Origin of the sequence: Thiothrix subterranea (genome assembly GCF_016772315.1) — a bacterium.
In the GTDB taxonomy this organism is placed as follows: Bacteria; Pseudomonadota; Gammaproteobacteria; order Thiotrichales; family Thiotrichaceae; genus Thiothrix; species Thiothrix subterranea.
The window spans coordinates 3266612-3290497 of the sequence record NZ_CP053482.1 but is presented as its reverse complement, the minus strand read 5'-3'; the positions used below and the strand labels follow the sequence as shown (position 1 = coordinate 3290497).

At 51.2% G+C, this 23886-nt stretch carries 20 protein-coding genes and 3 tRNA genes; 11 read left to right on the top strand and 12 right to left on the bottom strand.

The window, feature by feature from the left end; all coding sequences use genetic code 11:
* Positions 1 to 41: 41 nt before the first annotated feature.
* The 3 genes from HMY34_RS16250 to rpoE are packed head-to-tail and all read right to left on the bottom strand — an operon-like array spanning position 42 to position 2131.
* A complete protein-coding gene (locus tag HMY34_RS16250; RefSeq protein WP_202716483.1) occupies positions 42 to 923 on the bottom strand; it encodes a MucB/RseB C-terminal domain-containing protein in 882 nt (293 codons plus the stop codon).
* A complete protein-coding gene (locus HMY34_RS16245) occupies positions 910 to 1518 on the bottom strand; it encodes a sigma-E factor negative regulatory protein (RefSeq protein WP_202716482.1) in 609 nt (202 codons plus the stop codon). The genes HMY34_RS16250 and HMY34_RS16245 overlap by 14 nt, the downstream gene beginning before the upstream one ends.
* A gap of 37 nt (positions 1519 to 1555) precedes the next feature.
* Positions 1556 to 2131: an RNA polymerase sigma factor RpoE gene (rpoE, locus tag HMY34_RS16240; RefSeq protein ID WP_202716481.1), complete on the bottom strand. Its 576-nt coding sequence runs from the start codon at positions 2129 to 2131 to the stop codon at positions 1556 to 1558.
* A gap of 112 nt (positions 2132 to 2243) precedes the next feature.
* On the opposite strand from rpoE, the gene nadB reads away from it, so the two are divergent.
* The 6 genes from nadB (at position 2244) to HMY34_RS16210 (ending at position 9343) form a co-directional block, all read left to right on the top strand.
* Positions 2244 to 3842, top strand: coding sequence for an L-aspartate oxidase (gene nadB, locus HMY34_RS16235; protein ID WP_202716480.1), 1599 nt, complete (start codon positions 2244 to 2246; stop codon positions 3840 to 3842).
* 67 nt (positions 3843 to 3909) lie between these two features.
* On the top strand, positions 3910 to 5277 hold the full coding sequence (purB, locus tag HMY34_RS16230; protein ID WP_202716479.1) for an adenylosuccinate lyase: 1368 nt from the start codon (positions 3910 to 3912) through the stop codon (positions 5275 to 5277).
* Position 5278: 1 nt separating this feature from the next.
* Positions 5279 to 6433: a cupin domain-containing protein gene (locus tag HMY34_RS16225; protein ID WP_228287892.1), complete on the top strand. Its 1155-nt coding sequence runs from the start codon at positions 5279 to 5281 to the stop codon at positions 6431 to 6433.
* 187 nt (positions 6434 to 6620) lie between these two features.
* Complete coding sequence (locus HMY34_RS16220) at positions 6621 to 6923, top strand: hypothetical protein (RefSeq protein WP_202716478.1); 303 nt, start codon at positions 6621 to 6623, stop codon at positions 6921 to 6923.
* 227 nt (positions 6924 to 7150) lie between these two features.
* Complete coding sequence (locus tag HMY34_RS16215; RefSeq protein ID WP_202716477.1) at positions 7151 to 7852, top strand: response regulator transcription factor; 702 nt, start codon at positions 7151 to 7153, stop codon at positions 7850 to 7852.
* 24 nt (positions 7853 to 7876) lie between these two features.
* Positions 7877 to 9343, top strand: a complete 1467-nt coding sequence (locus tag HMY34_RS16210) for an ATP-binding protein (protein ID WP_202716476.1) — start codon at positions 7877 to 7879, stop codon at positions 9341 to 9343.
* A 12-nt stretch (positions 9344 to 9355) separates the two neighbouring features.
* Here HMY34_RS16210 and pbpC read toward each other — a convergent pair whose 3' ends face one another.
* From pbpC to HMY34_RS16165, 9 genes are all read right to left on the bottom strand, one after another.
* Positions 9356 to 11692, bottom strand: coding sequence for a penicillin-binding protein 1C (gene pbpC / locus HMY34_RS16205; protein ID WP_202716475.1), 2337 nt, complete (start codon positions 11690 to 11692; stop codon positions 9356 to 9358).
* 12 nt (positions 11693 to 11704) lie between these two features.
* A complete protein-coding gene (locus HMY34_RS16200) occupies positions 11705 to 16549 on the bottom strand; it encodes an alpha-2-macroglobulin family protein (protein WP_202716474.1) in 4845 nt (1614 codons plus the stop codon).
* Between the two features lie 129 nt (positions 16550 to 16678).
* A tRNA-Glu gene (locus tag HMY34_RS16195) sits at positions 16679 to 16754 on the bottom strand.
* Positions 16755 to 16803: 49 nt separating this feature from the next.
* Positions 16804 to 16879: transfer RNA gene (locus HMY34_RS16190), tRNA-Glu, on the bottom strand.
* A 20-nt stretch (positions 16880 to 16899) separates the two neighbouring features.
* Entirely contained in the window at positions 16900 to 17103 is a 204-nt protein-coding gene (locus HMY34_RS16185; protein ID WP_202716473.1) for a hypothetical protein, read from the bottom strand.
* 24 nt (positions 17104 to 17127) lie between these two features.
* Positions 17128 to 17203: transfer RNA gene (locus HMY34_RS16180), tRNA-Ala, on the bottom strand.
* A gap of 43 nt (positions 17204 to 17246) precedes the next feature.
* Positions 17247 to 17696, bottom strand: a complete 450-nt coding sequence (locus tag HMY34_RS16175) for a CBS domain-containing protein (RefSeq protein ID WP_202716472.1) — start codon at positions 17694 to 17696, stop codon at positions 17247 to 17249.
* Positions 17697 to 17787: 91 nt separating this feature from the next.
* Positions 17788 to 19200 (bottom strand): glutamate--tRNA ligase, encoded by a 1413-nt coding sequence (gene gltX, locus HMY34_RS16170; protein WP_202716471.1) that lies wholly within the window; start codon positions 19198 to 19200, stop codon positions 17788 to 17790.
* A 247-nt stretch (positions 19201 to 19447) separates the two neighbouring features.
* Entirely contained in the window at positions 19448 to 19933 is a 486-nt protein-coding gene (locus HMY34_RS16165; RefSeq protein WP_202716470.1) for a phosphatidylglycerophosphatase A family protein, read from the bottom strand.
* Positions 19934 to 20028: 95 nt separating this feature from the next.
* On the opposite strand from HMY34_RS16165, the gene HMY34_RS16160 reads away from it, so the two are divergent.
* The 5 genes from HMY34_RS16160 (at position 20029) to grxD (ending at position 23843) form a co-directional block, all read left to right on the top strand.
* Complete coding sequence (locus HMY34_RS16160; protein WP_202716469.1) at positions 20029 to 20409, top strand: thioredoxin family protein; 381 nt, start codon at positions 20029 to 20031, stop codon at positions 20407 to 20409.
* A gap of 87 nt (positions 20410 to 20496) precedes the next feature.
* Positions 20497 to 21618 carry an FIST signal transduction protein gene (locus HMY34_RS16155; RefSeq protein WP_202716468.1) on the top strand — a complete coding sequence of 374 codons (1122 nt, stop codon included), beginning with the start codon at positions 20497 to 20499 and terminating at the stop codon, positions 21616 to 21618.
* Positions 21611 to 23002 (top strand): ATP-binding protein, encoded by a 1392-nt coding sequence (locus HMY34_RS16150; RefSeq protein ID WP_202716467.1) that lies wholly within the window; start codon positions 21611 to 21613, stop codon positions 23000 to 23002. The genes HMY34_RS16155 and HMY34_RS16150 overlap by 8 nt, the downstream gene beginning before the upstream one ends.
* Before the next feature lie 145 nt (positions 23003 to 23147).
* A complete protein-coding gene (locus HMY34_RS16145; RefSeq protein ID WP_202716466.1) occupies positions 23148 to 23414 on the top strand; it encodes an EF-hand domain-containing protein in 267 nt (88 codons plus the stop codon).
* 93 nt (positions 23415 to 23507) lie between these two features.
* Positions 23508 to 23843 (top strand): Grx4 family monothiol glutaredoxin, encoded by a 336-nt coding sequence (grxD, locus tag HMY34_RS16140; RefSeq protein WP_202716465.1) that lies wholly within the window; start codon positions 23508 to 23510, stop codon positions 23841 to 23843.
* Positions 23844 to 23886: the final 43 nt, after the last annotated feature.

The window sequence follows — 23886 nt, the reverse complement described above, 5'->3', positions numbered from 1 at the left end:
CAGCAGAACTTGACGCAAACTTAATCATGCTAACTTTGGGTTCAACGGGCATATTGCAGGTTTTCACTGATGCGTTGCAGGGTCAGCGCCGGAACTTCACCCACCAACGTGACTTGATGTTGCGCCACTTCAGTTGCGTAGATATTCATCGCACCGGAGGAGATGCCAATGCTATCCAACATGCTAGGTGCGCCCGGTGGCGCGATGAAAACCGACACGGAGGTCATGCCATCCGACAAAATAAGTTGGCGGATCGGTGGCTGACCATTCACGCCTTCCTGCCGCAAATCCTGCACTTGCTGGAAGCCTGCGGGTAAGGAGGCAAACACCCAATCCGTCGCGGGTGGTATCGCGGCGGATGGTGCCGAATTCGCCACTGGGGGGGTTGGCTGGAGCGCTGCCTGCGCAGGCACGGCAATCTCCAAGGCAGTAAACATCAATTGCTCAACCGTATTGTGCGAACGATCCACCAAGGAATATTTCAGCAACATACCGGTGTCTGGCTCGATGCAATAACGCTGCAAGTAACGCATTTTGTCACGCGGACGCGCCACCACAACTTGGCAATTGCGGTTGGCGACAAATTCCTGCCCGCCCAAATCCAAGGCATAAACGGCTTCCATCTGTGGCTGAACCTGCTGGAACTTTGCCAGAGAAAAGCTTTCCGCATCGCTGGCACTTGCACCCTGAGCTAAACGCACCACACTTTCCTTTTCTGTACCATTTTCCAGCGTATGGCTAATCTGGTAATTGGAAAGCTCATTGCCTTGTGAATACACCAGCGTGCCGGAGTAATCCAGTGTATGCACCGCACTGCGCATTTTTGCCAGCAAATCACCTGCCTCGTTTGCCATGCTAGGGGTCGACCACGCCAATACCCCCGCCAACACTGCGATGGAAACCGTGTACTTAATCGTTAGCATAAGAAGCCGCCCGAATAGATGGTGCAATCACCGTGGTTGAAGCATATTTCACATGCTGCGCCACGTACTGTTTCAAAATGTCACGGGTTTGTGGGTCAACCCGCCCGACTTGCTGAATGCGCGTATCCGCATCTGCCACCATGGTCGGTGCTGGAGCTGGCGCATTCACCGGAACAGTAGCAGGCAATGCTGCCGCCATTTGTGCATCCGGTGCCGTTGGCTGGTTGAAAAACAGCAAACCACCCACCGCCACGGCTGCCACGGTCGCTGCCATTCCCATGCCAAACCAACGGTAGGCTTGCACACGGCTAGGCGCTGCTGTGGTATTAGCACGCGCTGGCATGGCAACCACGTTATCCGGCGCATAGGCTGGCTCATCCGCCAATTCGTCTTGAATGCGGGATAGCAAGGAAATACCCTGCCCCATCGGTTGCCCTTTGCTGGCACGCATGGTCTCGCCGATAAAGGCGTAGCGTGACAAGGTTTGCCCTAATGCGTCGTCTTTTTTCAGCTCATCAAGCAAACGACGCCGCTCAAATTCACCGCTCTCGTCGTCAATAAACGCCGACAAGAATTCTTCTTTACTGGTATTCATAATTTCACCTGCACCTGAGACACTACTCTCGGGGGTTTTAGCCAAGTAAGGGTCTCAATACTTTATCAATCGACTCACGCGCCCGGAAAATCCGTGAGCGTACAGTACCTATTGGACAGTCCATTGTCTCTGCAATTTCTTCGTAGCTCATGCCTTCCAGCTCCCGCAGCATGATCGCGGTACGCAAATCTTCCGGTAAATCATCAATGGCTTGCGACACCGTGGCCTGAATCTCTGCGGTCAGCAACTCGCGTTCGGGAGTAGCATATTCCTTTAGAGCCGAGTCACCCTCAAATTGTTCCGCTTCATGTGCATCAATATCGTTATCCGGCAAACGGCGGTTCTGAGAAACCAGATAATTTTTGGCACTATTAATCGCGATACGGTACAACCATGTATAAAAAGCGCTCTCACCACGAAAGTTTTTCAGCCCTTTATAGGCTTTAATGAAAGCTTCTTGCGCGACATCCTGCGCAGTATCGTGGTCATGAACATAGCGCAACACAAGGCTGATAACCTTGTGCTGGTATTTCAACACCAACACGTCAAATGATCTTTTATCCCCCGACTGGACACGTTGTACCAGTTCGAGATCGGTTAGGTTCATGCCCATCAGGGCCTTACTCCTTGGTTATTATCTCACTAAGACTATATGCTACATGCCACACAGCAAGATTAGAATAGTTAAACTTGATGAATTCCGCACAGGAATAAGCGAGACAAATATGTATGATGTATTAATCATCGGCAGCGGTGCGGCTGGTCTGACCCTAGCACTCAGCCTGCCCGACGACTGCAAGATTGCGGTATTGAGCAAAGATGTGCTCACCGAAGGCAGCACTGTCTACGCGCAAGGCGGCATTTCGGCGGTTTTAGATGCCACCGACAGCGTGGCTTCACACATTGAAGACACCCTCAATGCAGGTGCAGGTTTGTGCGACGAAGCCGCTGTGCGTTTTACCGTGGAAAATGGCGCAAGTTCGATCAAATGGCTGCTGGAGGCGGGCGTACCCTTCACGCGCGAAGAAAACGATACCGAACGCTTGCACCTAACCCGCGAAGGCGGCCACAGCCACCGCCGCGTCGCCCACGCTGCCGATGCCAGTGGCGCAGCGATTGAACACACGCTGGTCGGGCAAGTACGCCAGCGCAGCAATATCAAGTTATTGGAACACCATATTGCGGTCGATTTAATTACCTCGCGTAAATTAGGGCATCGCAGCAATCGTTGTATCGGCGCGTATGTCCTCAATCGCAAAGCCAAGCGCATTCAAACCTTGCAAGCGCGTTTCACCGTATTAGCCACGGGTGGCGCAAGCAAAGTTTACCTGTACACCAGCAACCCCGACGGCGCGAGTGGTGACGGTATCGCGATGGCATGGCGTGCCGGTTGCCGCGTTGCCAATATGGAATTCATGCAATTTCACCCGACGTGCTTGTATCACCCACAAGCCAAATCCAGCTTGATCACTGAAGCGGTGCGCGGCGAAGGTGGGCGTTTATTGTTGCCGGACGGTAGCCGTTTTATGCCGCGTTTTGACCCGCGTGCGGAACTTGCCCCGCGTGACATCGTAGCACGCGCCATTGACCACGAAATGAAACGACTGGGGCTGGATTGCGTTTACCTCGATATTAGCCACAAACCGCGTGAATTTATTCTCAGCCATTTTCCGAATGTGTATGCCACTTGTGAACAGTTTGGCTATGACATGAGCAAACAACCCGTGCCAGTTGTACCTGCGGCGCATTACACCTGCGGCGGGGTGATGGTTGATCACAACGGGCATACCGATGTGGATGCGCTGTATTGCATTGGTGAGGCATCGTATACCGGGCTGCACGGTGCAAATCGACTGGCGAGTAATTCCTTGTTGGAATGCTTGGTGTATGGCAAATCGGCGGCGCAAGACATTATGCAACGCCTGCAAGAACCGGCGCTGGATTTGCCGATTCCCAACTGGGATGAAAGCCGCGTAACGGATTCGGATGAGCGCGTGGTGATTACGCATAACTGGGATGAAATCCGCCGCTTTATGTGGGATTACGTGGGCATTGTGCGTACCACGAAGCGCTTGCAACGGGCGCAGCATCGCATTGAATTATTGCTACGCGAGATTGACGAATACTACGCCAACTTCCGTGTCACCAGCGATTTGATCGAATTGCGCAATCTGGCATTGGTGGCATGGCTGATTATTCGCTCGGCGATGAACCGCCCTGAAAGCCGTGGCTTGCATTACACGCTGGATTATCCGAAGACAAACGTTAAGTTGGAGGGGATTCCGACGATTTTAGACCCGATGACGACTTACCATCCACATTAACAGACTTAACACCCGATGAATTTGCGGTACAATCCCAGCCTTTCAGACTTTTGGCTCAGGATACGGCATGGAACTTTCTGCACTCACCGCTCTTTCTCCCACTGATGGGCGTTACGCCAGCAAAACAGCGGCGTTACGCCCGTGGTTCAGCGAATACGGCTTGATTTACCACCGCGTCCTCGTGGAAATCCGCTGGTTGCAAATGCTCGCCGCCCACCCACAAATCAGCGAAGTCCCTGCCTTTTCTGCCGACACCAACGCCTTTTTAGAAAGCATCCTCAGCAATTTCAGTGAAACCGATGCGCTGCGCGTCAAAGCCATCGAGCGCACCACCAACCACGACGTGAAAGCGGTCGAGTATTACCTCAAGGAAAAAATCGCCGGACAAGCCGAACTGGAAGCAGTCAGCGAATTCATCCACTTCGCCTGCACCTCCGAAGACATTAACAACCTCTCTCACGCCCTCATGCTCAAAGGCGGCATGGAACAGGTAATTCAGCCAGAACTCGCCGCCACCCTCGGTGCGATCCGCCAACTCGCGCACGACTACGCCGAGATTCCGCTACTCTCACGCACCCACGGGCAACCCGCCACCCCGACCACCTTGGGCAAAGAAATGGCGAATACCGCCTACCGCCTGCAACGCCAACAACAACAGATTCTTGCCACCCAATATTTCGGCAAAATCAACGGCGCAGTCGGCAACTACAACGCGCATCTCAGCGCCTACCCCGACATTGACTGGCAAGCCACCGCCGAACAATTCGTCACCTCCCTCGGTTTAACCTGGAATCCGTACACCACCCAAATCGAACCGCACGATTACATCGCCGAAACCTTCGATGCGGTAGTGCGTTTCAACACCATCCTGATCGACTTCTGCCGCGACGTGTGGAGCTACATTTCCCTAGGGCATTTCAAACAAAAAGTCATCGCGGGCGAAGTCGGCTCTTCCACCATGCCGCACAAAGTCAACCCGATTGACTTTGAAAATGCCGAAGGCAACCTCGGCATTGCCAACGCCCTCATGACGCATTTAGCACAAAAACTGCCGATTTCGCGCTGGCAGCGTGACCTCACCGACTCCACTGTATTACGCACCCTCGGCGTAGGCTTGGGGCATTCCTTAATTGCCTACCAATCCGCCTTAAAAGGTATCAGCAAACTCGAAGTCAACGTTGCCAGCACTGCCGCCGACCTCGATGCCAACTGGGAAGTGCTCGCCGAACCCATCCAAACCGTGATGCGTCGCTACGGCATCGAACAGCCCTACGAAAAGCTCAAAGCCCTCACCCGTGGGCAACGCATTACGCCAGAAGGCTTACGCGAATTCGTCAATACGCTGGATATGCCGCAGGAAGCTAAAGATGCGTTGATGGCGCTGACGCCAGCGACGTACATCGGCAATGCCATCGCGCAAGCCAAGGCGGTGTAATATGGCGGGTATGTTTGGTGATATTTCCGTTGAAGAATTTCTGCGCGATTACTGGCAAAAAAAGCCCCTGCTGATCCGCAATGCCTTCCCCAATTTCCAATCGCCCATCACGCAAGACGAACTGGCGGGTTTGGCCTGTGAAACCGATACTGCCCGCATCGTCATCGAACAAGGCGGCGCACACCCGTGGGAAGTGCGCCACGGCGCGTTCGACGACGACGATTTCAGCAATTTGCCAGAAACGCATTGGACTTTGCTGGTCAACGACACCGATCAGCATTTGCCCGAATTAAAAGCCATTATCGAGCCGTTTCGCTTCATCCCCGACTGGCGCATCGACGATTTGATGATCAGCTTTGCGGTGGAAGGCGGTTCGGTTGGCCCGCATGTTGACCAATACGACGTATTCCTATTGCAAGCGCAAGGGCAACGCCGCTGGCAAATCACCACGCAATTCGCTCACCCTGACAATTTCCTGCCTGATTTGGAATTACGCATTATGAGCGACTTCCAAGCGGAACAGGAATGGATTGTCGAACCGGGTGATTTACTGTATCTGCCGCCCAACGTGCCGCATTACGGCGTCGCATTGAACGAGTGCATGACGTATTCCATCGGTTTCCGCGCCCCTTCCCAAGCCGATATGCTGGAAAAACTGCTCGAAGATTCGCTGGAAGATGCACGTTTGCAACAACGTTTTGCCGACGCGGAGCGCATTCCGCAAGCTAACCCCGGTGAATTAACCGCTGCGGATATGGATAAACTGGTGGATTTTGTGGTTGATGCACTGCCACAAGATGAACAATCTTTGCAGCGGTGGGTCGGCAAGTACCTCACAACACCCAAAGCCAACACGCAACTCTGTGAAGCAGAACCCGTCAGCCGCGCGGAATTTAGCCGCCTCATTCGGCATAAAAAACGCTTTGAAAAGTCACTGGATGCACGCTTGCTGTACTTTCTATCAGCCAATGACATCCACTTATTTGCGAACGGTACTCATTACTCAATTGATGCCCAACACCTTCAATTTGTTGAATACATGTGTCAATCAGCCATGCTACTGCATAAAGATTATTCGCACTTTTTAAGCGAATCTTCTTGCTTCGACACATTACAAGAACTGCTGATAAACGGTATTTTCGTTATAAAAAAGTAAGCAATGCCAGTGTTATTTTGTTTAAAAATTTTTCTATAATTATCATCATTATACATAAAAATAACTAATCATTATTCACCTTAAGTTCAGTTTTGATTGATTAATATACTGAACAATAATGTACGTATATTCTTTCGGGAATAGTTCCAGAATTTTTGATTATTTTTTATGTAACAGGGGAAACACGATGGATTTCAAACGATCCATGTTTGCTGCTTTATGCAGCGTAATGGTAGTGGTGACTGCTAACACCATACTGCCCAATATTGCGGTTGCCGCAGACAGTGAAGAAAAAATTTCACTGAAGCGCACCAACCCCAATGAACCGATAGGACGGGATGCGGTACTCTCGAAAGTGAAAGCGACTTACAAAGGCCGCGTACTTTCTGTTCAGGAAAAGCCCTTGCCCGGCTATCCAGATTGTCATATCGTGCGCATGTTGGCATTAGATGGTGAATACTTAACCATCAAAGTTGCGTGTAGCGACTAAAGTATCTGCTCGAAATCATTGAAAAATAGCGAAGATTTTATTTAAATACCCGAAATTCCATCCGAATCTTCGGGTATTTTTTTATAATTTTTATTAATAATCATCATTGATGGTTTTTTATTACCTGTAAGCTGGTGTATGATTGCGTTTTCGGAGCTTGCTGATTAATAAGGCTCCTGTATACATTCAAACGATAATCCGTTGACCAATCAAAAAAGAGCCGTGTTATGCGCGTACTGATAATAGAAGACGAAAACATCATCCGCGAACAAATCGCTGAAAACTTAAAAAAGAGCGGTTTTACCGTGGATTTGGCTGCTGATGGTTCCCAAGGGCTGTATGTTGCTCTCGAATACCCCATTGATATTGCAGTCATTGACTTAGGATTACCCCAATCCAAAGGCAGCCCTGTCAATAATGATCTGGGTTTGGATATTATCCGTGCCATTCGTGCCAAAGGCTTGAGTTATCCCATCATTATTCTGACCGCGCGTGACCGTTGGCAAAGCAAGGTGGAAGGGTTGGAAGCCGGTGCTGACGATTACGTTACCAAACCGTTTCATACCGAAGAGCTTATCGCTCGTCTGCGCGTGCAATTGCGCCGTACCGGACGTTGGACACAAGCCGAACTCAGTTGCGGCCCGATTCGCTTAAATACCTCCGAACAACGGGTGTATGTTAACGAAACAGAAATCACCCTAACGGCTTATGAATACCGCGTATTGGAGCATTTAATGTTGCACGCGGGTGAAGTGATTTCCAAAACACGCTTAACCGACAGCTTGTACGAAGAAGATACCGACCGCGATAGCAATGTGATTGAGGTATTTATCCGCCGTTTGCGCATTAAATTAGACCCGGATGATACGCTCAAGCCGATCGAGACCCTGCGCGGGCGCGGCTACCGTTTCACCTTAACACGCACGTAAAACCCGTATTCGGTAGCAACCTTTATGCTCAGCTCCTTACGTAGCCGCCAACTCATCAGTGGGTTTGGCGTTATTATGGTCGGTATTCTGATACTAGGCATCATGCTGCACTGGTTTTCTTACAGCTATAAAATTGAACAAAAAAAGACCGAATTAAGGGAAATATCTTACGATGTACTGGGGTATTTGAACTTTCAAGATGGTCAATTCGGCATCCTGCCCGACGCAGATATGTTAGCCAAAGCTCAGCAAAGGATCAGTGAGCACAATCTGGATGACGTCACCCAAAACCATTTCGCGTATGTGATCAATATCGAGAAAGCCCAAGTGGTTTGGAGCGCCGCTACCCTCAGCAAGCCCAATGATCTGGTCGACGAAGATTATTACCTGCACTTCAAAATCAGTAAGGTGTTAAAAACCAGCTTTGAACCCACTTTCGATCAGCTCAAACCTTTGCCACCTAAAAATACGCTTCGCCTGAAAGATGATCCAACCGCGCTACAAACATACGATCAGGAGTATTTGTTGGCGATTCAAAGCTTTTTCCAGCCCAAATACGGCACGTTCCAGTTTATTGTGGGCGTTTCTATCGCGGATATTGAAAAAGAAATGCAGGACATGCGCCAAAAATTTGCGATCTTATTGTTTCTATCCGCCGTACTGGTATTGATTGCGCAACTGGCGCTGAGTTTTTGGGTGGTCGCCCCGATTAAAGAATTTGAGAATGAAGTCAAAGCGATTGAGGCCGGTGCACGCGATAGCATCCATGACCATTACCCTGAAGAATTAATTCCCGTCAAAAACGCACTGAATGGTTTATTGAGTTACGAAAAAGGCCAAAAGCAGCGTTACAAAGATACTTTGGATGATTTGGCGCATAGCATCAAAACCCCGTTGACCGCGATGCAAAACCAACTGGATCAATTGCGCCGTGAAGCCAACTTAGATCCAAGCTACAAAATTGCTGCTACCGTATTTGAAACGCAAATCGAACGCATCCGTGAAATCATTGGACATCAATTACGCCGTGCTATGGTAACAAACCAAGGCGCGATGATTTTATCCCAACCGGTACGCCCCGTGCTGTTCCGATTGCGCGAAACCTTGCAGAAAGTTTACCGCGACAAATCCTTTGAAATTCGCATCAATGTCGACGAATACGCCAAGTGCCGCATGGATGCCGAAGACATGATGGAACTGTTTGGCAACCTGCTGAATAATGCCTGCCGTTTCTGCAAAGACGTGGTGGAAATCTCCGCGCATCACGAAGACAACCTGCTAGTCATTGATATTGACGATGATGGCATGGGCTTTCCACTCAATAACCCCGCAAAATTATTGCAACGCGGGATTCGTGAAGACAGTAAAAGCGATGGTCAGGGCATTGGCATGGCGGTCAGTACCGAAATTGTGTCAGCCATTGGCGGCAAAATTGAACTGCTGGTGTCACCGTATGTGGGTGCGCGGGTACGCTTGCATTTGCCGGTATAAGTGTCTGATGCTTCAGGGCTGGCTGATAACGCGAATGCTGACTTTATCCACCGCTCCGGCGGTGTCAAATACCGTCAATTCGTAATCGCCTGCCCGCGTAAAGGTGTGGCGCAAACCGCTACGCGCCGTGTCCACGCCAACCGGTTCGCCGTTCACCAACCAGAAATACTGATCTTCGCCACCGTCCGCCAGCAAATCCAACGTTACGCCGTTGTTGGGTTGCCCTGCGGCTACTTTGGGCAAATACAAGCGCGTACTGTCATCCAAATGCCGAACCGCCAATTGTTTCCCGCCCTGATACGCGCTACCGGGCGGGCAACTGCTATCAAAAGCGGGTAAACGTATTTTTTCCAACAAGGTAGTGGCTAACCAAGGTTGCAATTCCAGCGGCCATTGAGCGACTTGTCGCGCCATACGCGCCGGGACATTGCAAGCCGACGTTACCCGCAAGCCGGTGGCGGGGTTAAGCCAATACGTCTGCAAACCGGCTGACCATGAATAGTGCTGAAAATGCGGCAAGGTTGGAGGCACATTGCCGTTCAAAATCCACGCTTGCTGACGAACATGACAATGTTCCGGGGCAGTTTGCGCCGCACTTTCCCCCAAAGGCCAACAAATATCCTCTTGCGTCACATTTGCCGGACGGCGACGGGCATTCATGCCCGACTGCTTGGGCAATGCCCGAAATACGTCAAATAAAATCGGGCCTGCCGCCGCAACCCCCAAACTGCCGGGTAATGGTGTACCGTCTGGGCGACCTGTCCACACCCCAACCGTGTAGTAATCACTTACCCCGATCGCCCAAGCATCCCGAAACCCGTAACTGGTTCCCGTCTTCCACGCCACACCCGCTGCATTAATACTGCCCTCTGGCGGCGGAATCGCCCGCAAGATTTCCTGAATTATCCACGCTGCCCCTTCGGACAACATTCGGCGTTCTTCGAGCGGATCATCCGCCACAAAGCGCGGCTTGATGCTAATACCGCCGCGCCCTAATGCGCTAAATCCCCGCACCAAATCTTCCAAGGTCGTGCCAGCGCCCCCCAAAATCACGCTCAAATTCGGTTCAGCGTGTTCAGGAAAACTGATCACCACCCCGCCATGACGCAGCCGCGCCACAAAATTCGTCGGTGTCAAACGTTGCAAGATGTCCACCGCAGGCACATTCAACGATTGCTGCAACGCTTGCATCACACTCACCGCCCCCGAAAAATGCCGGAAAAAATTCTGCGGGGCGTAATCATTCAATTTCAGCGGCACATCACTCAGCAAACTCGCCGAATGCAGCAGGCCATCATCCAACGCCATGCCATACAAAAACGGCTTCAAAGTCGAACCGGGGGAACGCACCGCCTGCACCATATCCACGTGCCCAAAACGTTCGGCATTGTGGAAATCCGCCGATCCCGCATACGCCCGCACGTAGCCCGTGTGATTTTCAAGCACTAAGACCCCGACCGAAGCCTTCTCCGGCAAACTGTTCACGCGGGTGCGCAATACATTGTCAACCGCCCACTGAATATTCGCATCCAAGGTGGTTTGTAACCGTGACACTTTGTTGGCAAAAGCGCGGATTTTCATGCGTTCCGCAAACAACGGCGCTTTCATCGGCTGTTGAAAACGCAATTTCATCACGGGTTCAACCATCGCGTCCACCACGGTGTCTTGCGACCAAACGCCTTGTGTCGCCATGCGGCGCAGGACTTTATCGCGGTAACGTTGCGCCAATTCGGGGGAGCGATCCGGGCGCAAACGCGAGGGGGCTTGCGGCAACACGGCTAATAATGCCGCTTCTGCATGACTCAGTGCTAAGGCAGGCTTGTGTAACCAAGCAAAACTGGCGGTTTGCACGCCTTCGATAGGGCCACCGAAAGGCGCAAGGTTGAGGTAAAACGTCAGAATATCCGTCTTGCTGTAATGCCATTCGAGTTGTAAGGCCCGAAACATCTGCCGAATTTTCCCACTCACGGTACGGTCATGGGGGTCTAAAATTCGCGCCACTTGCATGGTCAGCGTCGAACCACCCGAAATCACTCGCCCGCCTTGCAACCATTGCCAGCCTGCCCGCACTAAAGCGAACGGATTAATGCCGGGATGCTGATAAAACCAACGGTCTTCGTAGGTCAGCAATGCCTCGACATACAAAGGCGACACTTCCGCTAACGTCACCGGATAGCGCCACACGCCTTCATTGTCTGCAAAAGCCCGCAACGGGGTTCGGTCTTGTGCCAGAATCAACACACTGCGCACCCGCTCAGGCTCTGGCAGCGGCCACCACCAATCCGCCAATACAAACAGCAACAGGCACAACAGCGCCGAGCCAGCCGCCCTTATCAGATAGGTGCGCATTATGCGTTGCGCTTACGGAATCACCAGCGCGGGCGGCACCGCCCCTAAGCCGTTCAGTTCCGGGCGGTACATGTCTTCAACATAAGGCGGCGGCACCGCAAACTTGCCTGCTGACACCACCCGCACCAAATAGAACAAATGGTGGCGTGTTTTCGCCGTCAACGGCAGTGCAGCGATGTAACGGTCATCGCGGAATTCCTGCGTGCGCAATTCGCTACTGCCCAACAGCTCTAACACCGGCTTATCCATCCCTTCAAATTGCAAGCCCTCTAAGGATTCATTGCTCGACAAATTGGTATTCTCAATTTCAAAGCCTGCGGGCAATAAATCCGCGACTAATGCATCATTGATGTCAATATTGCTGCTCATCGTGAGATGCGTGAGCAATAATGCTCCGACTTTAATGCCATCGGGTGATACTTTTTTGCCATCCAAACTGTACCAAGCGCGTTGTATTTCAATCGGATCGCTATCCGGTGCAGGCACGCTATTCGGGTAGCCATCCACATTCAACGCCAAGTATAGCGGCTGCGGCGCTGTCACCTGAATGCCTTGCTGAAAATCTGCCGCGCTCAGAGCACGGTATTGCGTACCACTGCCTGCCAAATCCACGCTATCTTTGCCGATGGTCAGCGCCGCTTTCCAAGCCGTTTGGGATTTCTCCTGCACTTTCAAGCCCGCTAACAAGGTGAATAATTGCTCTTGTGTGCTGAAATAATTGCGGTTATGCAGCAAATCCACCAACTGATTAATTTCTGAAGCGAGTTGCGGCAATTTAGCCTTATGGCGTAATAGCAAGTACAACACCGCCGCTTGATCACGCAAGCTGCTGCCGTAATCACCGAGGTATTTTTGCTCATCGCGCACCAGCGCCAAACCCTGTTGAATCGCCGCGTCACCGCGTTTACTGTCACCGCCCGGCACCATTTGCAACGCCAAACCCAAATGCACCAACGGTAAACCGGAAGCCGCTTTGCCCAAGTCTTTTTCATACATGACTTTCAGCGTTCCCGGCGAAGCACGTTTCACCCGCGCCAGCACGTACCCTGCATAAGCGCGAGCGGCGAAATCAACATGCTCTGGCCTATCCGAAAAATCATACCGGCTTTCCGCAGCGCCTTCGCCTTCCTGCAAACGCTCTTCCAGGTTTTGCAGCGCCCGCTGCAACAACCATTCCGGCACCGTAAAGCCCTGCTCTTTGGCATCCAGCAAAAAATCCACCACATACGGCGTGAGCCAATATTCTTCTTGCCCACCGTTGGCATCGCCCCACAAGGTGAAACCGCCGTTGGCTAACTGCATTCCCGCCAAACGCAATAATGCCGCCGTGACCCGCTCATTGCGCTCTTTCATCTCCAACGGTTCGAGACCTAACGATTCCGCTACATTTGCATCCAAGAATAAATAAGGCCAGGCGCTACTAGTGGTCTGTTCCAAACAACCGTAAGGGTATTGCAACAAGCCTTGCAACGCATTCCGCAACGGCAACACCGGCGTTGCCCCCACACTCAGATTCGCCTGCAAACCCGCCGCCTGAAACGGTTGAATCGTCGCCGCATCCAGCTTCAGCGTTTCACCCGCCGCCAATTCCCGCTTTTGTGCCAAATATTGCGCCGGGTATGCAGGGCGTATCGCAACCTGAAGCTGACGCCGCGCGGTAAAGCCTTTCCCCGTCAACTCCAGATTAATCTGCCCGCTACCCATCGCTTGCTGCGCGGAGATTGGCAAACGTAGCGTTTCGCGCTTACCCGCCACCAACGCGAGTTCGCGGGTATCGGTCACACCCGACAACAGCGCATTGCTGCTGAGTTTTAATGTCACCACTTGCGTTTCTGTCGTGGTGTTATTCACGTCAACACTCAGAAAACTGCTGTCACCAGCGGCAAGAAAACGGGGTGCAGCCAAACTTGCAACCACGGGTGAAGCCACTTTCATCTCACGTTCGGCGCTACCAAAACGGTCTGCTGTTGCAGCAACCGCCATTAAGCGTAAAGTTCCATCGAAGCCGGGTAAGGGCAATTCAATTTTAGCCTTGCCCTCGGCATCAAACGTCACCGCACCGCTAAACAGCGACACAATTCGCAAATCTGCCTGCCCCAACGTGCCACCGCGCCGTCCACCGGCATCGCCACCAAAACGTTGGCGTAGGGGCGCACCGTCCACACTCTCAATAATCTTGCCGTAAGCGTCATACAGACTAGGCGTGTATTGATGTTGTGAGAAATAAAACGCCAGCGGATCGGGTGTTTTGAAATCGGTAATGCTCAATACGCCCACATCCACCGCCGCCAAAGTCACGATCGCCTGTTCGCCACTGAGATTATCCGCACTGACGGTCACAGTCGTGGTCTTTTCGGGCAATACTTTTTCGGGCGCTTCAATGCTCACATTCAAACGCCGTGCATCCCGATCCAATGGCAGGAAAATCACCCCCAACGCACGGTTTGGCGCAATTTTTTGCTCACTACTCGCGGGGCGGAACGATGTCACTGTGACGTATAAATCGTGGCGATCCCACGCTTTATCCACGGGAATTTCCACCGTCATGCCGTCGGCGGGCAATGTCACCCGCTGTGACCACAACAGCGCTTCACCCTCCACCGCCACCAGTGCTTCACCAGCGGCAGGCGGGGTAATTTTCAATTTGACCACATCACCCGCTTGGTACTTGGCTTTATCCAAAGCCAATTCAATCTGGTCAGGGCGTGCGGCATTGTTCTCCGCTTGCTCCCAATCCCAGCCTGCATGGAACGGGTAAACCGCTTTCAAGCCAGTTTCTGCATCTTCGACTTCCAAGCGGTAATAGCCGTATTGCACCGCAAATACCGCTTTGCCACGCGCACTTGCATCCAAAGTAATTTTTTGCTGCACGGTCGGGTATTCACTGGAAATCTCTTTACGCTGCCAACCTTCGGCATTGTTGTATTCCCAGAAATAGTCCTTCTCTTCCCTGACCAAGGTCACGGCAAGCGCTTGAGTAGTGGGAACCGCCTGCCCTTCTGCATTCAGGCGCACCAACTCGAAACCCGCCTCACCGTTATCGGCTACGGTGTCTTTGCTGAATAAGGGACGAATGCCCACCAAATTCGGGCTAGGCCAAAACGGAACATCCAACTTACGGGTAACGCTGCGCCCGCCGGTTTCGTGCAGACTGCCGATAATGCTCAAGGTCAACGGTGAACTGATGTTGCCCACTAACGCCGGGCTTTCCACAAAACCGCCGCCGGTTTCATTGAGCATCACTTCAGGCAAATCTTCGCGACTCACCAATTTCTCATCGGCAGGATCGCCAAAATAGTACTCTTTAAATTCGGCTAAAGGATGGCGATTCACGCTCACCGTGCGCACAGCGGTTAATTTATTGCCACTGGCAGGTGCACCGTACAAATAATCACCCTGCGCCGCCACCACCAGCTTTTTCCCCGCCGTCAACAGCTTCTCTTCCGCACTCAAGGCCAGCTTCATCCGTTCTGGCATGAAATCTTCGACGTGGAAATTAAAACTGCTGACGGGAGCAGCATCTTTGGCGTTGATCCGCACTTCTGCTTTCCAAGTTCCCGTTGGCGCATCTGCCGGAATCGGCAAGCGGTAGCTGAAAAAGCCAAGATCGGCATTGGCAGCCAGCAAGTTTTCTTCCAATAATAATTTGGTATCGGGGCGCACAATGCGCAAGTGCAGGTTTTTCAGCGAAACCGCTTTGCCATCCCGATCACGCAACAACACCGACAAATCCATCGGTTCACCGGGGCGGAACAAATCACGGGTGCTGTAGATAAACGGTGCAATCGGCTTATCCGGCAATCCGGTTACGGCGTATTCTGACAAATCCAACGCCGCTTCCCGTAAATCCAAAAACGCAAACTGCGTTTCCTGCTGCGCCGTCAGCAATAAATCACCACTGGGTCGATGTTCAAAACTGACACGCCCATCCGCATCGGTTTCCAGCGTCAACACTTCTTTTTCACCCTGCAACTTCAATTGCACCCCGGACAGCGGCTTGCCAGTGTCCAAAGCATTCGCAAACACTTCCAGCCCACGCGCATACAAACGCACATGCAAGCCAATATTCGTCACGACGAACTGCGTAATTCGGTAAGCCTCATCGTTAAAACGCCCCGGTTCTCGCATCACCGCAAAATACACGCCCGGCGTTTTCAATTCTTGAATATCTTCTACCGGAATCAACATCGAAGTACGCGCATTCAACTTGGCATCGGTCACGTAGCGGCGGGCATACACACTTTCGGTCACGGCATGGATTTCTTCCAATTGCCACTGCGACAAACGCCCGCCCAAACTGACCGTTTTGAGCATATCCGGCAATTTTTCTGGCTGCACCCGCAGGAATTCAATGTCCAATTCCGGCACATTCACCACCCGAATCGGCAATCCACCCGTCAATTTTGCAGGCAAAATGCTGCCGGTCGTCGCAAAATCAAATGCGGGGCTAATATCGCGGGTTTTAAGGCTGGTATCCGACGGTTTTTGCAACTTCAGGCCGTTTTTACTGGTGACGCCCGGCCTAATCTGCACGCGATAATCGGTTTGTGGTTTGATATTGCTGAAAAATAGGCGACGCGATTCGCTGGTCATCACCCACTGACCTTCGACCATTTTGCCGTTAGCCGTTAAGGTGATGAAGCTGTTGTAATTCTCGGTTGGATTCAAGTCTTGTGAAAAAGTCACCGCCAACGCCGGGCTGGTATCCAAGGTACGCTCCGACACATCCACTACCAACATTTGCGTCAATAAGGCTTCATTGCTGTATTGTGGCACTTCTGCCCTTGCCAGCCCCATGAATAGCAGTAACAGGCACACCCATAACCACGGTAACACGCGACGAATTTGATAAGCCATTATTGTTCTCCACCCTGCAAGACTAGATGTATTGTATAGAATGCCAGTATAGACTTTTTTGGCACAGAGACGTTACCACAATGTGGTGATAATGTTTGATTGGATGGGGAAGGGGAAGAAAGAAAAAAGTGGCGACCCTATGGGGATTCGAACCCCAGTTACAACCGTGAAAGGGTCGTGTCCTAGGCCTCTAGACGATAGGGTCGCTGATGTGAACTTGTTGTGTGCTACTTGCATAGCTAGACTTGGAAAAGTGGCGACCCTATGGGGATTCGAACCCCAGTTACAACCGTGAAAGGGTCGTGTCCTAGGCCTCTAGACGATAGGGTCGCTGATGTAAACTTCCAAACCTATTGTTTGTCATTTTCTCGTGGTGAAAAAATAACAATGGTGGATAACCCGGCAAATGTAATCAAAAAACCGAGTGGCACCGCCAGTAAAAACATTTTCGCCAACTCATCGCTGTCTGCAAACATGAAGCCGAATCCAAAGATTAAGCCTACGACTGTTATCACCAGACCAGTGATCAAGCTGTAACGACCAAGACGATCCATAAATACTCTCACGTCGGTCAATAATGGTGGAGCTAAGCGGGATCGAACCGCTGACCTCTACAATGCCATTGTAGCGCTCTCCCAACTGAGCTACAGCCCCACTGCGAAAGAGAGGCGAATTCTGAGGGAATTCGCCGATCTTGTCAAGCGCCTTTTAAAGAATTTGCGAAGATTGCTTTATGCACATCGCCAAGGCTAATAATCCCCACCAACTTGCCTGCTTCGACCACCGGAATCCGGCGAATTTTCTGCACGCACATAATAGAAACCGCTTTCATCAACGGCATCTCAGGGCTGGCAGACGCCACCAACTTGCTCATCAAATCGCTGGCTTGCAAACTCAAGGCATCACTGTAACCTTTTTCCATCTTCTCGAAATCAGGCACGCCCTCTTCACGAGCCACCTCAGAGATGTCAGGGAACATCTTACGTAATACGTCTTTTTCAGAAATCACGCCGACGACATTGTTATTGTCATCCACGACCGGCATACCGCTGATTTTGTTAAAGCACATAACTTCGACCAAATTACGCACCGGGGTATTGGGCTTAGCGGTTTTGACGCTGGTATTCATGATGTCTTTGACTTTCATTTATCCTCCTCATTCATGCTAGGTTTTAGTCATATAAACATAGCATAAAATCCCCCATAAATCGTATTAGCTTAGGGGGATATGGCTCACCTTAAGCCGCCAAAGTGCGAATAAAGCCAATTGCCCGCTGAATCCGCTGCAATACTCGCTCACGCCCGATCAATTCCAAGGTGATTTCCAGTGACGGCGAAGAAGCGCTGCCCGTCACCGCCACCCGCAACGGTGGCCCCACCTTGCCCAGTTTCAAGCCTAATGTTTCGCAAGCGGCTTGAATAGCGGCGTGGATCGCCTCACCCTGCCAAGTAGCCAAGGCTGCTAATTCATCATGTACCACCAGTAAATTATCCGCCGTATCCGCTTTAAATTGCTTTTGCACCGCAACCGGATCGAATTCTGCAAACTCTTCGTAGAAATAACGGCTAATGGCTACCATTTCCACCAACGTCTTGGCGCGTTCGCGTTGCGCATTGATGACAGCGGCTAATGCAGGGCCTGTGGAGATATCCAACGCTTGCGCCTGCAAATGCCACTGCAATTGCGCTTCCAGCTCTGCTACGGGCAGTGTTTTGATATAATGTTGATTAAGCCAGAGCAATTTTTCGGTATTAAAGGCAGACGGAGCACGGTTGATAGCTTCCAGAGAAAATAGCTCAACCATTTCCTCGCGGGAGAAAATCTCCTGATCCCCGTGTGACCAGCCCAAACGCACCAGATAGTTCAACACGGCTTGTGGAATAAAGCCGTCATCACGGTATTGCATCACCCCGACAGCCCCATGACGCTTGGACAAACGCTGCCCATCCGACCCCAGAATCATCGGCAAATGGGCGAACTTCGGCGGTTCAAAACCCAATGCCCGCATGATATTGATCTGGCGCGGGGTATTGCTGATATGGTCGTCACCCCGAATCACGTGCGTCACCTGCATATCAATATCGTCCACCACCACGGTCAAGTTATACGTGGGTGTGCCGTCAGAACGCGCAATGATTAAATCATCCAGTTCGGCATTACTAATAGTAATTTTGCCACGCACCACATCATTAATTTCCACCACGCCCGTTTGCGGGTTGCGGAAACGTATTACCGGCTCAATCCCTGCGGGTGGTGTTTCGTCCTGACGGTCGCGCCATAACCCGTTATAACGCGGGTTTTCTTTACGCGCCATTTGGCCTTCGCGCATCTGTTCCAGCTCTTCCTTGCTGCAATAGCAACGGTAAGCGTGACCGCTCGCGACCAATTGTTGAATCACTTCCGCGTAACGGTCGAAACGCTGGGTTTGGTAGAACGGGCCTTCGTCATGCCCCAAATTCAACCACGCCATGCCTTCCAGAATCGCATCCACAGACGCCTGCGTGGAACGTTCACGATCAGTGTCTTCAATACGCAAAATGAAAGTGCCGCCCATCTTGCGGGCATACAGCCAAGAAAACAGCGCAGTACGTGCGCCACCAATGTGCAAATAACCAGTCGGGCTGGGAGCAAAGCGAGTTCTGACGTTCATGACATTCCAGTGATTGATTTTTAAATAATACCTTAAGCAAAACTGAACGAAAAATAACCGAAATATTCAGTTCAAATTCAGTGGCACCCTCACATAATCAGCCTCGTTCAAGGGCTAAAGGGGTAGAAGAATAATAACAGGGCTACGCCCCTTCTTTTTTATTCCGCATTGAAGCGCCCAATAATAATAACAGGCTTCGTGTATTGAAAGCCTTCCTTCGGGAAGGCTTTTTGCTGTCTGCGCAATCTCAAGCGCCAAACAATCTTGCCAACACTTGCAACGCAATCCAAGCGTAAATGCCCGCCAGTATATCATCGAACATAATTCCAAAGCCGCCGGGTACATCACGATCCACCAAGCGTATCGGCCACGGTTTCCAAATATCGAACAGGCGGAACAAGAAAAAGCCCACCACAATCCACACCCACCCTGTTGGTGCTGCCAGCATGGTTAGCAAGAAACCCGCAAATTCATCCCACACAATACCGCCGTGATCATGCACACCCAGACGCCGTGAGGATTCACCACAAATCCAAATGCCGACCAGCGACATCACCAGCAATACGGCGACATAACCCCAGAGCGGCAATTGCACCAGCAACAGATACAACGGAATCGCCGCTAAAGTACCCGCCGTGCCGGGCGCAAACGGCGATAAACCACTGCCAAACCCGAATGCCAAAAAATGGACGGGGGAAGAAAAAACCGTTTTTGCCGTTACTGTTACGTGCATGAGAGCAAATTCCTATGGGCTTAAGGCTTAGGGATTATACACATCTAGCCTCAGGTCGCTATAATTGCGCCCTATCACTTAACCGGAAACGCACCATGACCACTTACACCTTTATTTATGACATCAACGGCATTGCCGATTTTGAAGAACGGGTACTAAAAGCCTCGTTACGCACCCCCGTGCTCGTCGATTTCTGGGCGGATTGGTGTGGCCCGTGCCTATTCCTTGATCCGGTATTGAAAGCCGTTATTCCCGAATACCACGGCAAAGTGATACTCGCCAAACTCGATACCGAAGAAGATGAAAATATGAAACTGGCAGGTCGTCACCAAGTGCGCGGTTTTCCCACTGTCATTTTGTTTGAACAGGGTGAAGAAGTCGCCCGCTTTAGCAGCGCCCGCAACAAACCGTTCGTCAGAGATTTTATCGACACCAACAGCAAAATGCTGGCAAAAGTTAACCCCTTACATCCATAAGACTAGCGTCTTGGAATGAGTCATGCCATTATTCCGATAAAGCAATCATTAATAAAAATTATCATTAGTTGAGGGAATGGCACCACCATGAAAATCCATACGCTTTCCTATACCACCACCCAAGGTTTTTCTGACAATTTGCCTGCCATGACAAGCGCACAGCAGCTTGTGCTTGTCTTTGGGGCTTCGGATTTTATCAATCAACCCGCACCCTTTGAAGTGCTAACGGCACAATACCCAAAAGCTATTTTTATGGGATGTTCCAGTTCAGGTGAAATCCTCGCTGGTCATATTCGTGACCACAGTCTGGTCATTGCGTTGGTAGAATTTGAATCCACCACATTACGCCTCGCGCAAGTGGCGATTCACAACCCGTCAGAATCACGCACCATTGGGCGTTTTCTGGCAGATAACCTCGCGCACGACACCCTAAAAGGCATTTTTACCCTCTCAGATGGCTTAAAAGTCAACGGCAGCGAACTCACCCAAGGGTTTAACGATGTCGTCAGTGCGGCGATCAGCGTCACCGGCGGGCTGGCAGGTGATGGCGAACGTTTCGTGAATACCTGGGTATTAAAAGACGGTAAACCCACCAGCGGCATCGTCACCGCGCTCGGCTTCTATGGCAATATTCAAATCAGTCATGGCTCCAAAGGCGGTTGGAAACCTTTCGGCCCAGCCCGCGAAGTGACTCGCGCTGAAAACAACGTTTTATACGAACTCGCCGGTAAACCTGCTCTGGCTTTGTATAAAACCTACCTCGGTGAAATGGCCACCGGATTACCCGCCACCGGGCTACGCTTCCCCTTAGCCCTGAGCCGACCCGGTGAAACCAAAGAACTGGTACGCACCATCTTAGCGGTTGATGAAGCCACGCAATCGCTGACCTTTGCCGGAGACATTCCCGTCGGCTCGCAAGCGCAATTAATGCGGGCAAATCTGGAACAATTGGTGGAAGGTGCTGAAGATGCCGCGTTAATGTGCAATGCCGACACCGACAAAACCGTGCTGTGCATTGCGATCAGTTGCGTCGGGCGGCGCATGGTCATGGGCGCAGATGCTGAGGAAGAAGTCGAAGCAGTGCTCGATAATCTACCGGAAAATACCACCCAGATTGGTTTTTATTCCTACGGCGAAATTTCACCGTTTTCCAAAGGCAATTGTGATCTGCACAATCAGACGATGACGCTGACCACGCTGTATGAGTGATTACGACCGCACGCTTAACCGGCAGTTACGCAGTCTGGGGTTAAACCCAGAAGCTCCCCCTGACGCTGCCAGTTGGCGTGCCTTCCTGAATCGGATCAGTCACACCTACGATGATCACAAACAAGCCTACTATGTGCTGGAACGTTCATTAGAAGTATCTTCGCAGGAAATGCTGGCGCTCAATGCCACGCTCCAACAGGAATCGCAGGAAAAAATTCGCGCTCTGCAACAATCCAAGGAAAAATCGCGCTTCCTCGCCAATATGAGCCATGAAATCCGCACCCCCATGAACGGCGTCTTGGGGATGCTGGATATTCTCGCCAAAACCCCGCTAAACCCACAGCAGCAAGAATACCTGCACACTGCCTACAGCTCCTCCGAAATCTTATTGGATGTCATCAACGCGGTGCTGGATCTTTCCAAAATCGAATCCGGTAAGCTGGCACTGGAACGCATCCCCTTTAACATGCACAAACTCGCCGCCGATATGGTGCTGTTATTCAGTGGCTCTGCGACCAAAAAACACCTAACGCTAAGCAGCCAAATACTCAATGACTGCCACGCATGGTTTTACGGCGACCCCATTCGCCTGAAACAAGTGCTGGGGAATTTATTGGGCAATGCGGTCAAATTCACCACCAGCGGCACGGTAGCGCTATACATCGAAGCCTTGCAAGAACAACCCGAACAAACCACCCTGCGTTTATTGGTGGCGGACACTGGCCCCGGTATTCATCCGGCACAACAGGAAGCGCTCTTCAATGCCTTCAATCAAGCGGATGAATCCACCACCCGCCTCTACGGTGGCACGGGATTAGGGCTAACCATCGCGCAAGAATTAGTACACCTCATGGGAGGTTGTATTCGGATAAAATCCACACCAGGGCAAGGCAGCACTTTCTACTTTGATCTCACCCTCACTAAACATCACCTCGTCAGCAACCCCTACGCTGATCATCCACACGCCACAACTGACCCTTCTGCCAATAGCGTATTGAAAGGACATATTCTGCTGGTTGAAGATAATCTGGTGAATATCAAAGTGGCACAAGTCATGCTTACCAAACTGGGCATGAGTTTCGACATTGCGATGGATGGGCATGAAGCGGTCGCCATGCTGGCTAACAATCGCTACGACTTGGTACTAATGGATTGCCAATTACCCAGCATGGATGGCTACGAAGCCACGCGCCAATTCCGCCAAATGGAACAAACACGGCAAACACCGCGCACTCCCGTGGTTGCACTCACTGCCAACGCCATGCAGGGCGACCGCGAAAACTGCTTGCAAGCGGGCATGGATGATTACATGACCAAACCCATTTCCATGGCAAGCTTGCGGCAAAAACTGCAACAATGGCTGACACCAACCCTCACGTCTTAAAATGTTCATCCCCTGTTAGCATCGCAGGATTATGCTGATACTGCGTGAAGAAAAACCAAAATTCTGACGCAATGCTGTCAACGTTGCTTTGGAATTCGCGTTAATCCCTTTCACCGACAACAAATTAACCAAACAGGGGTGCATTATGAACAAAATGATTTTATCAGCGCTAAGCGTTGCCGTATTACTCAGCGCAGGAAACGCGGCTGCCGCAACTGATCCAGATTTCAAACGCTTGGATACTAACAACGATGGGCTAATTTCTTGGCCGGAATACGCCGCCAAAAATCCCAAATCCGGCAGACTCGACCCGCGCCGCATTTTCGACAATGTGGATACTAATCGTGACGGCTATATCGATCCGGCGGAATTTGCCGAGATGAAACGCCGCCGTGATAACCGTAAGCCGTAGATGCGGCTATTCCTCATGGAATCTGACGTTTATTTATTTTGGGCAACAGGTAGAATGTAATCATCATCACTAAACCATAATGAGGATTATCGCATGAGCGCATTAGACCGTATCGACCAAGCCGTTAAAAGCAACCCCGTCGTCATTTTCATGAAAGGCACACCGAAAATGCCACAATGTGGGTTTTCCAGCCGCGCATCCCAAGCATTAATGGCGTGCGGCGAAGAGTTTGCTTACGTGAACGTATTGAGTGACCCGGAAATTTTCCAAGATTTACCACAATACGCGAACTGGCCAACGTTCCCGCAAGTGTATATCAACGGCGAATTGATCGGCGGCTGCGATATTACGCTGGAAATGTACCAAAACGGTGAATTACAGAAAATGGTTAAAGAAGCCATGCAGGGTAATTCAGGCGAAGCGGCTTAATCAGCCACACTGAGCACATAAAAAAGGGCTTGAATATCAAGCC

Coding starts and splice junctions, on each gene's coding strand:
- HMY34_RS16250 (WP_202716483.1), bottom strand. CDS start 923: ATGCTAACGATTAAGTACACGGTTTCCATCGCAGTGTTGGCGGGGGTA.
- HMY34_RS16245 (WP_202716482.1), bottom strand. CDS start 1,518: ATGAATACCAGTAAAGAAGAATTCTTGTCGGCGTTTATTGACGACGAG.
- rpoE (WP_202716481.1), bottom strand. CDS start 2,131: ATGGGCATGAACCTAACCGATCTCGAACTGGTACAACGTGTCCAGTCG.
- nadB (WP_202716480.1), top strand. CDS start 2,244: ATGTATGATGTATTAATCATCGGCAGCGGTGCGGCTGGTCTGACCCTA.
- purB (WP_202716479.1), top strand. CDS start 3,910: ATGGAACTTTCTGCACTCACCGCTCTTTCTCCCACTGATGGGCGTTAC.
- HMY34_RS16225 (WP_228287892.1), top strand. CDS start 5,279: ATGGCGGGTATGTTTGGTGATATTTCCGTTGAAGAATTTCTGCGCGAT.
- HMY34_RS16220 (WP_202716478.1), top strand. CDS start 6,621: ATGGATTTCAAACGATCCATGTTTGCTGCTTTATGCAGCGTAATGGTA.
- HMY34_RS16215 (WP_202716477.1), top strand. CDS start 7,151: ATGCGCGTACTGATAATAGAAGACGAAAACATCATCCGCGAACAAATC.
- HMY34_RS16210 (WP_202716476.1), top strand. CDS start 7,877: ATGCTCAGCTCCTTACGTAGCCGCCAACTCATCAGTGGGTTTGGCGTT.
- pbpC (WP_202716475.1), bottom strand. CDS start 11,692: ATGCGCACCTATCTGATAAGGGCGGCTGGCTCGGCGCTGTTGTGCCTG.
- HMY34_RS16200 (WP_202716474.1), bottom strand. CDS start 16,549: ATGGCTTATCAAATTCGTCGCGTGTTACCGTGGTTATGGGTGTGCCTG.
- HMY34_RS16185 (WP_202716473.1), bottom strand. CDS start 17,103: ATGGATCGTCTTGGTCGTTACAGCTTGATCACTGGTCTGGTGATAACA.
- HMY34_RS16175 (WP_202716472.1), bottom strand. CDS start 17,696: ATGAAAGTCAAAGACATCATGAATACCAGCGTCAAAACCGCTAAGCCC.
- gltX (WP_202716471.1), bottom strand. CDS start 19,200: ATGAACGTCAGAACTCGCTTTGCTCCCAGCCCGACTGGTTATTTGCAC.
- HMY34_RS16165 (WP_202716470.1), bottom strand. CDS start 19,933: ATGCACGTAACAGTAACGGCAAAAACGGTTTTTTCTTCCCCCGTCCAT.
- HMY34_RS16160 (WP_202716469.1), top strand. CDS start 20,029: ATGACCACTTACACCTTTATTTATGACATCAACGGCATTGCCGATTTT.
- HMY34_RS16155 (WP_202716468.1), top strand. CDS start 20,497: ATGAAAATCCATACGCTTTCCTATACCACCACCCAAGGTTTTTCTGAC.
- HMY34_RS16150 (WP_202716467.1), top strand. CDS start 21,611: ATGAGTGATTACGACCGCACGCTTAACCGGCAGTTACGCAGTCTGGGG.
- HMY34_RS16145 (WP_202716466.1), top strand. CDS start 23,148: ATGAACAAAATGATTTTATCAGCGCTAAGCGTTGCCGTATTACTCAGC.
- grxD (WP_202716465.1), top strand. CDS start 23,508: ATGAGCGCATTAGACCGTATCGACCAAGCCGTTAAAAGCAACCCCGTC.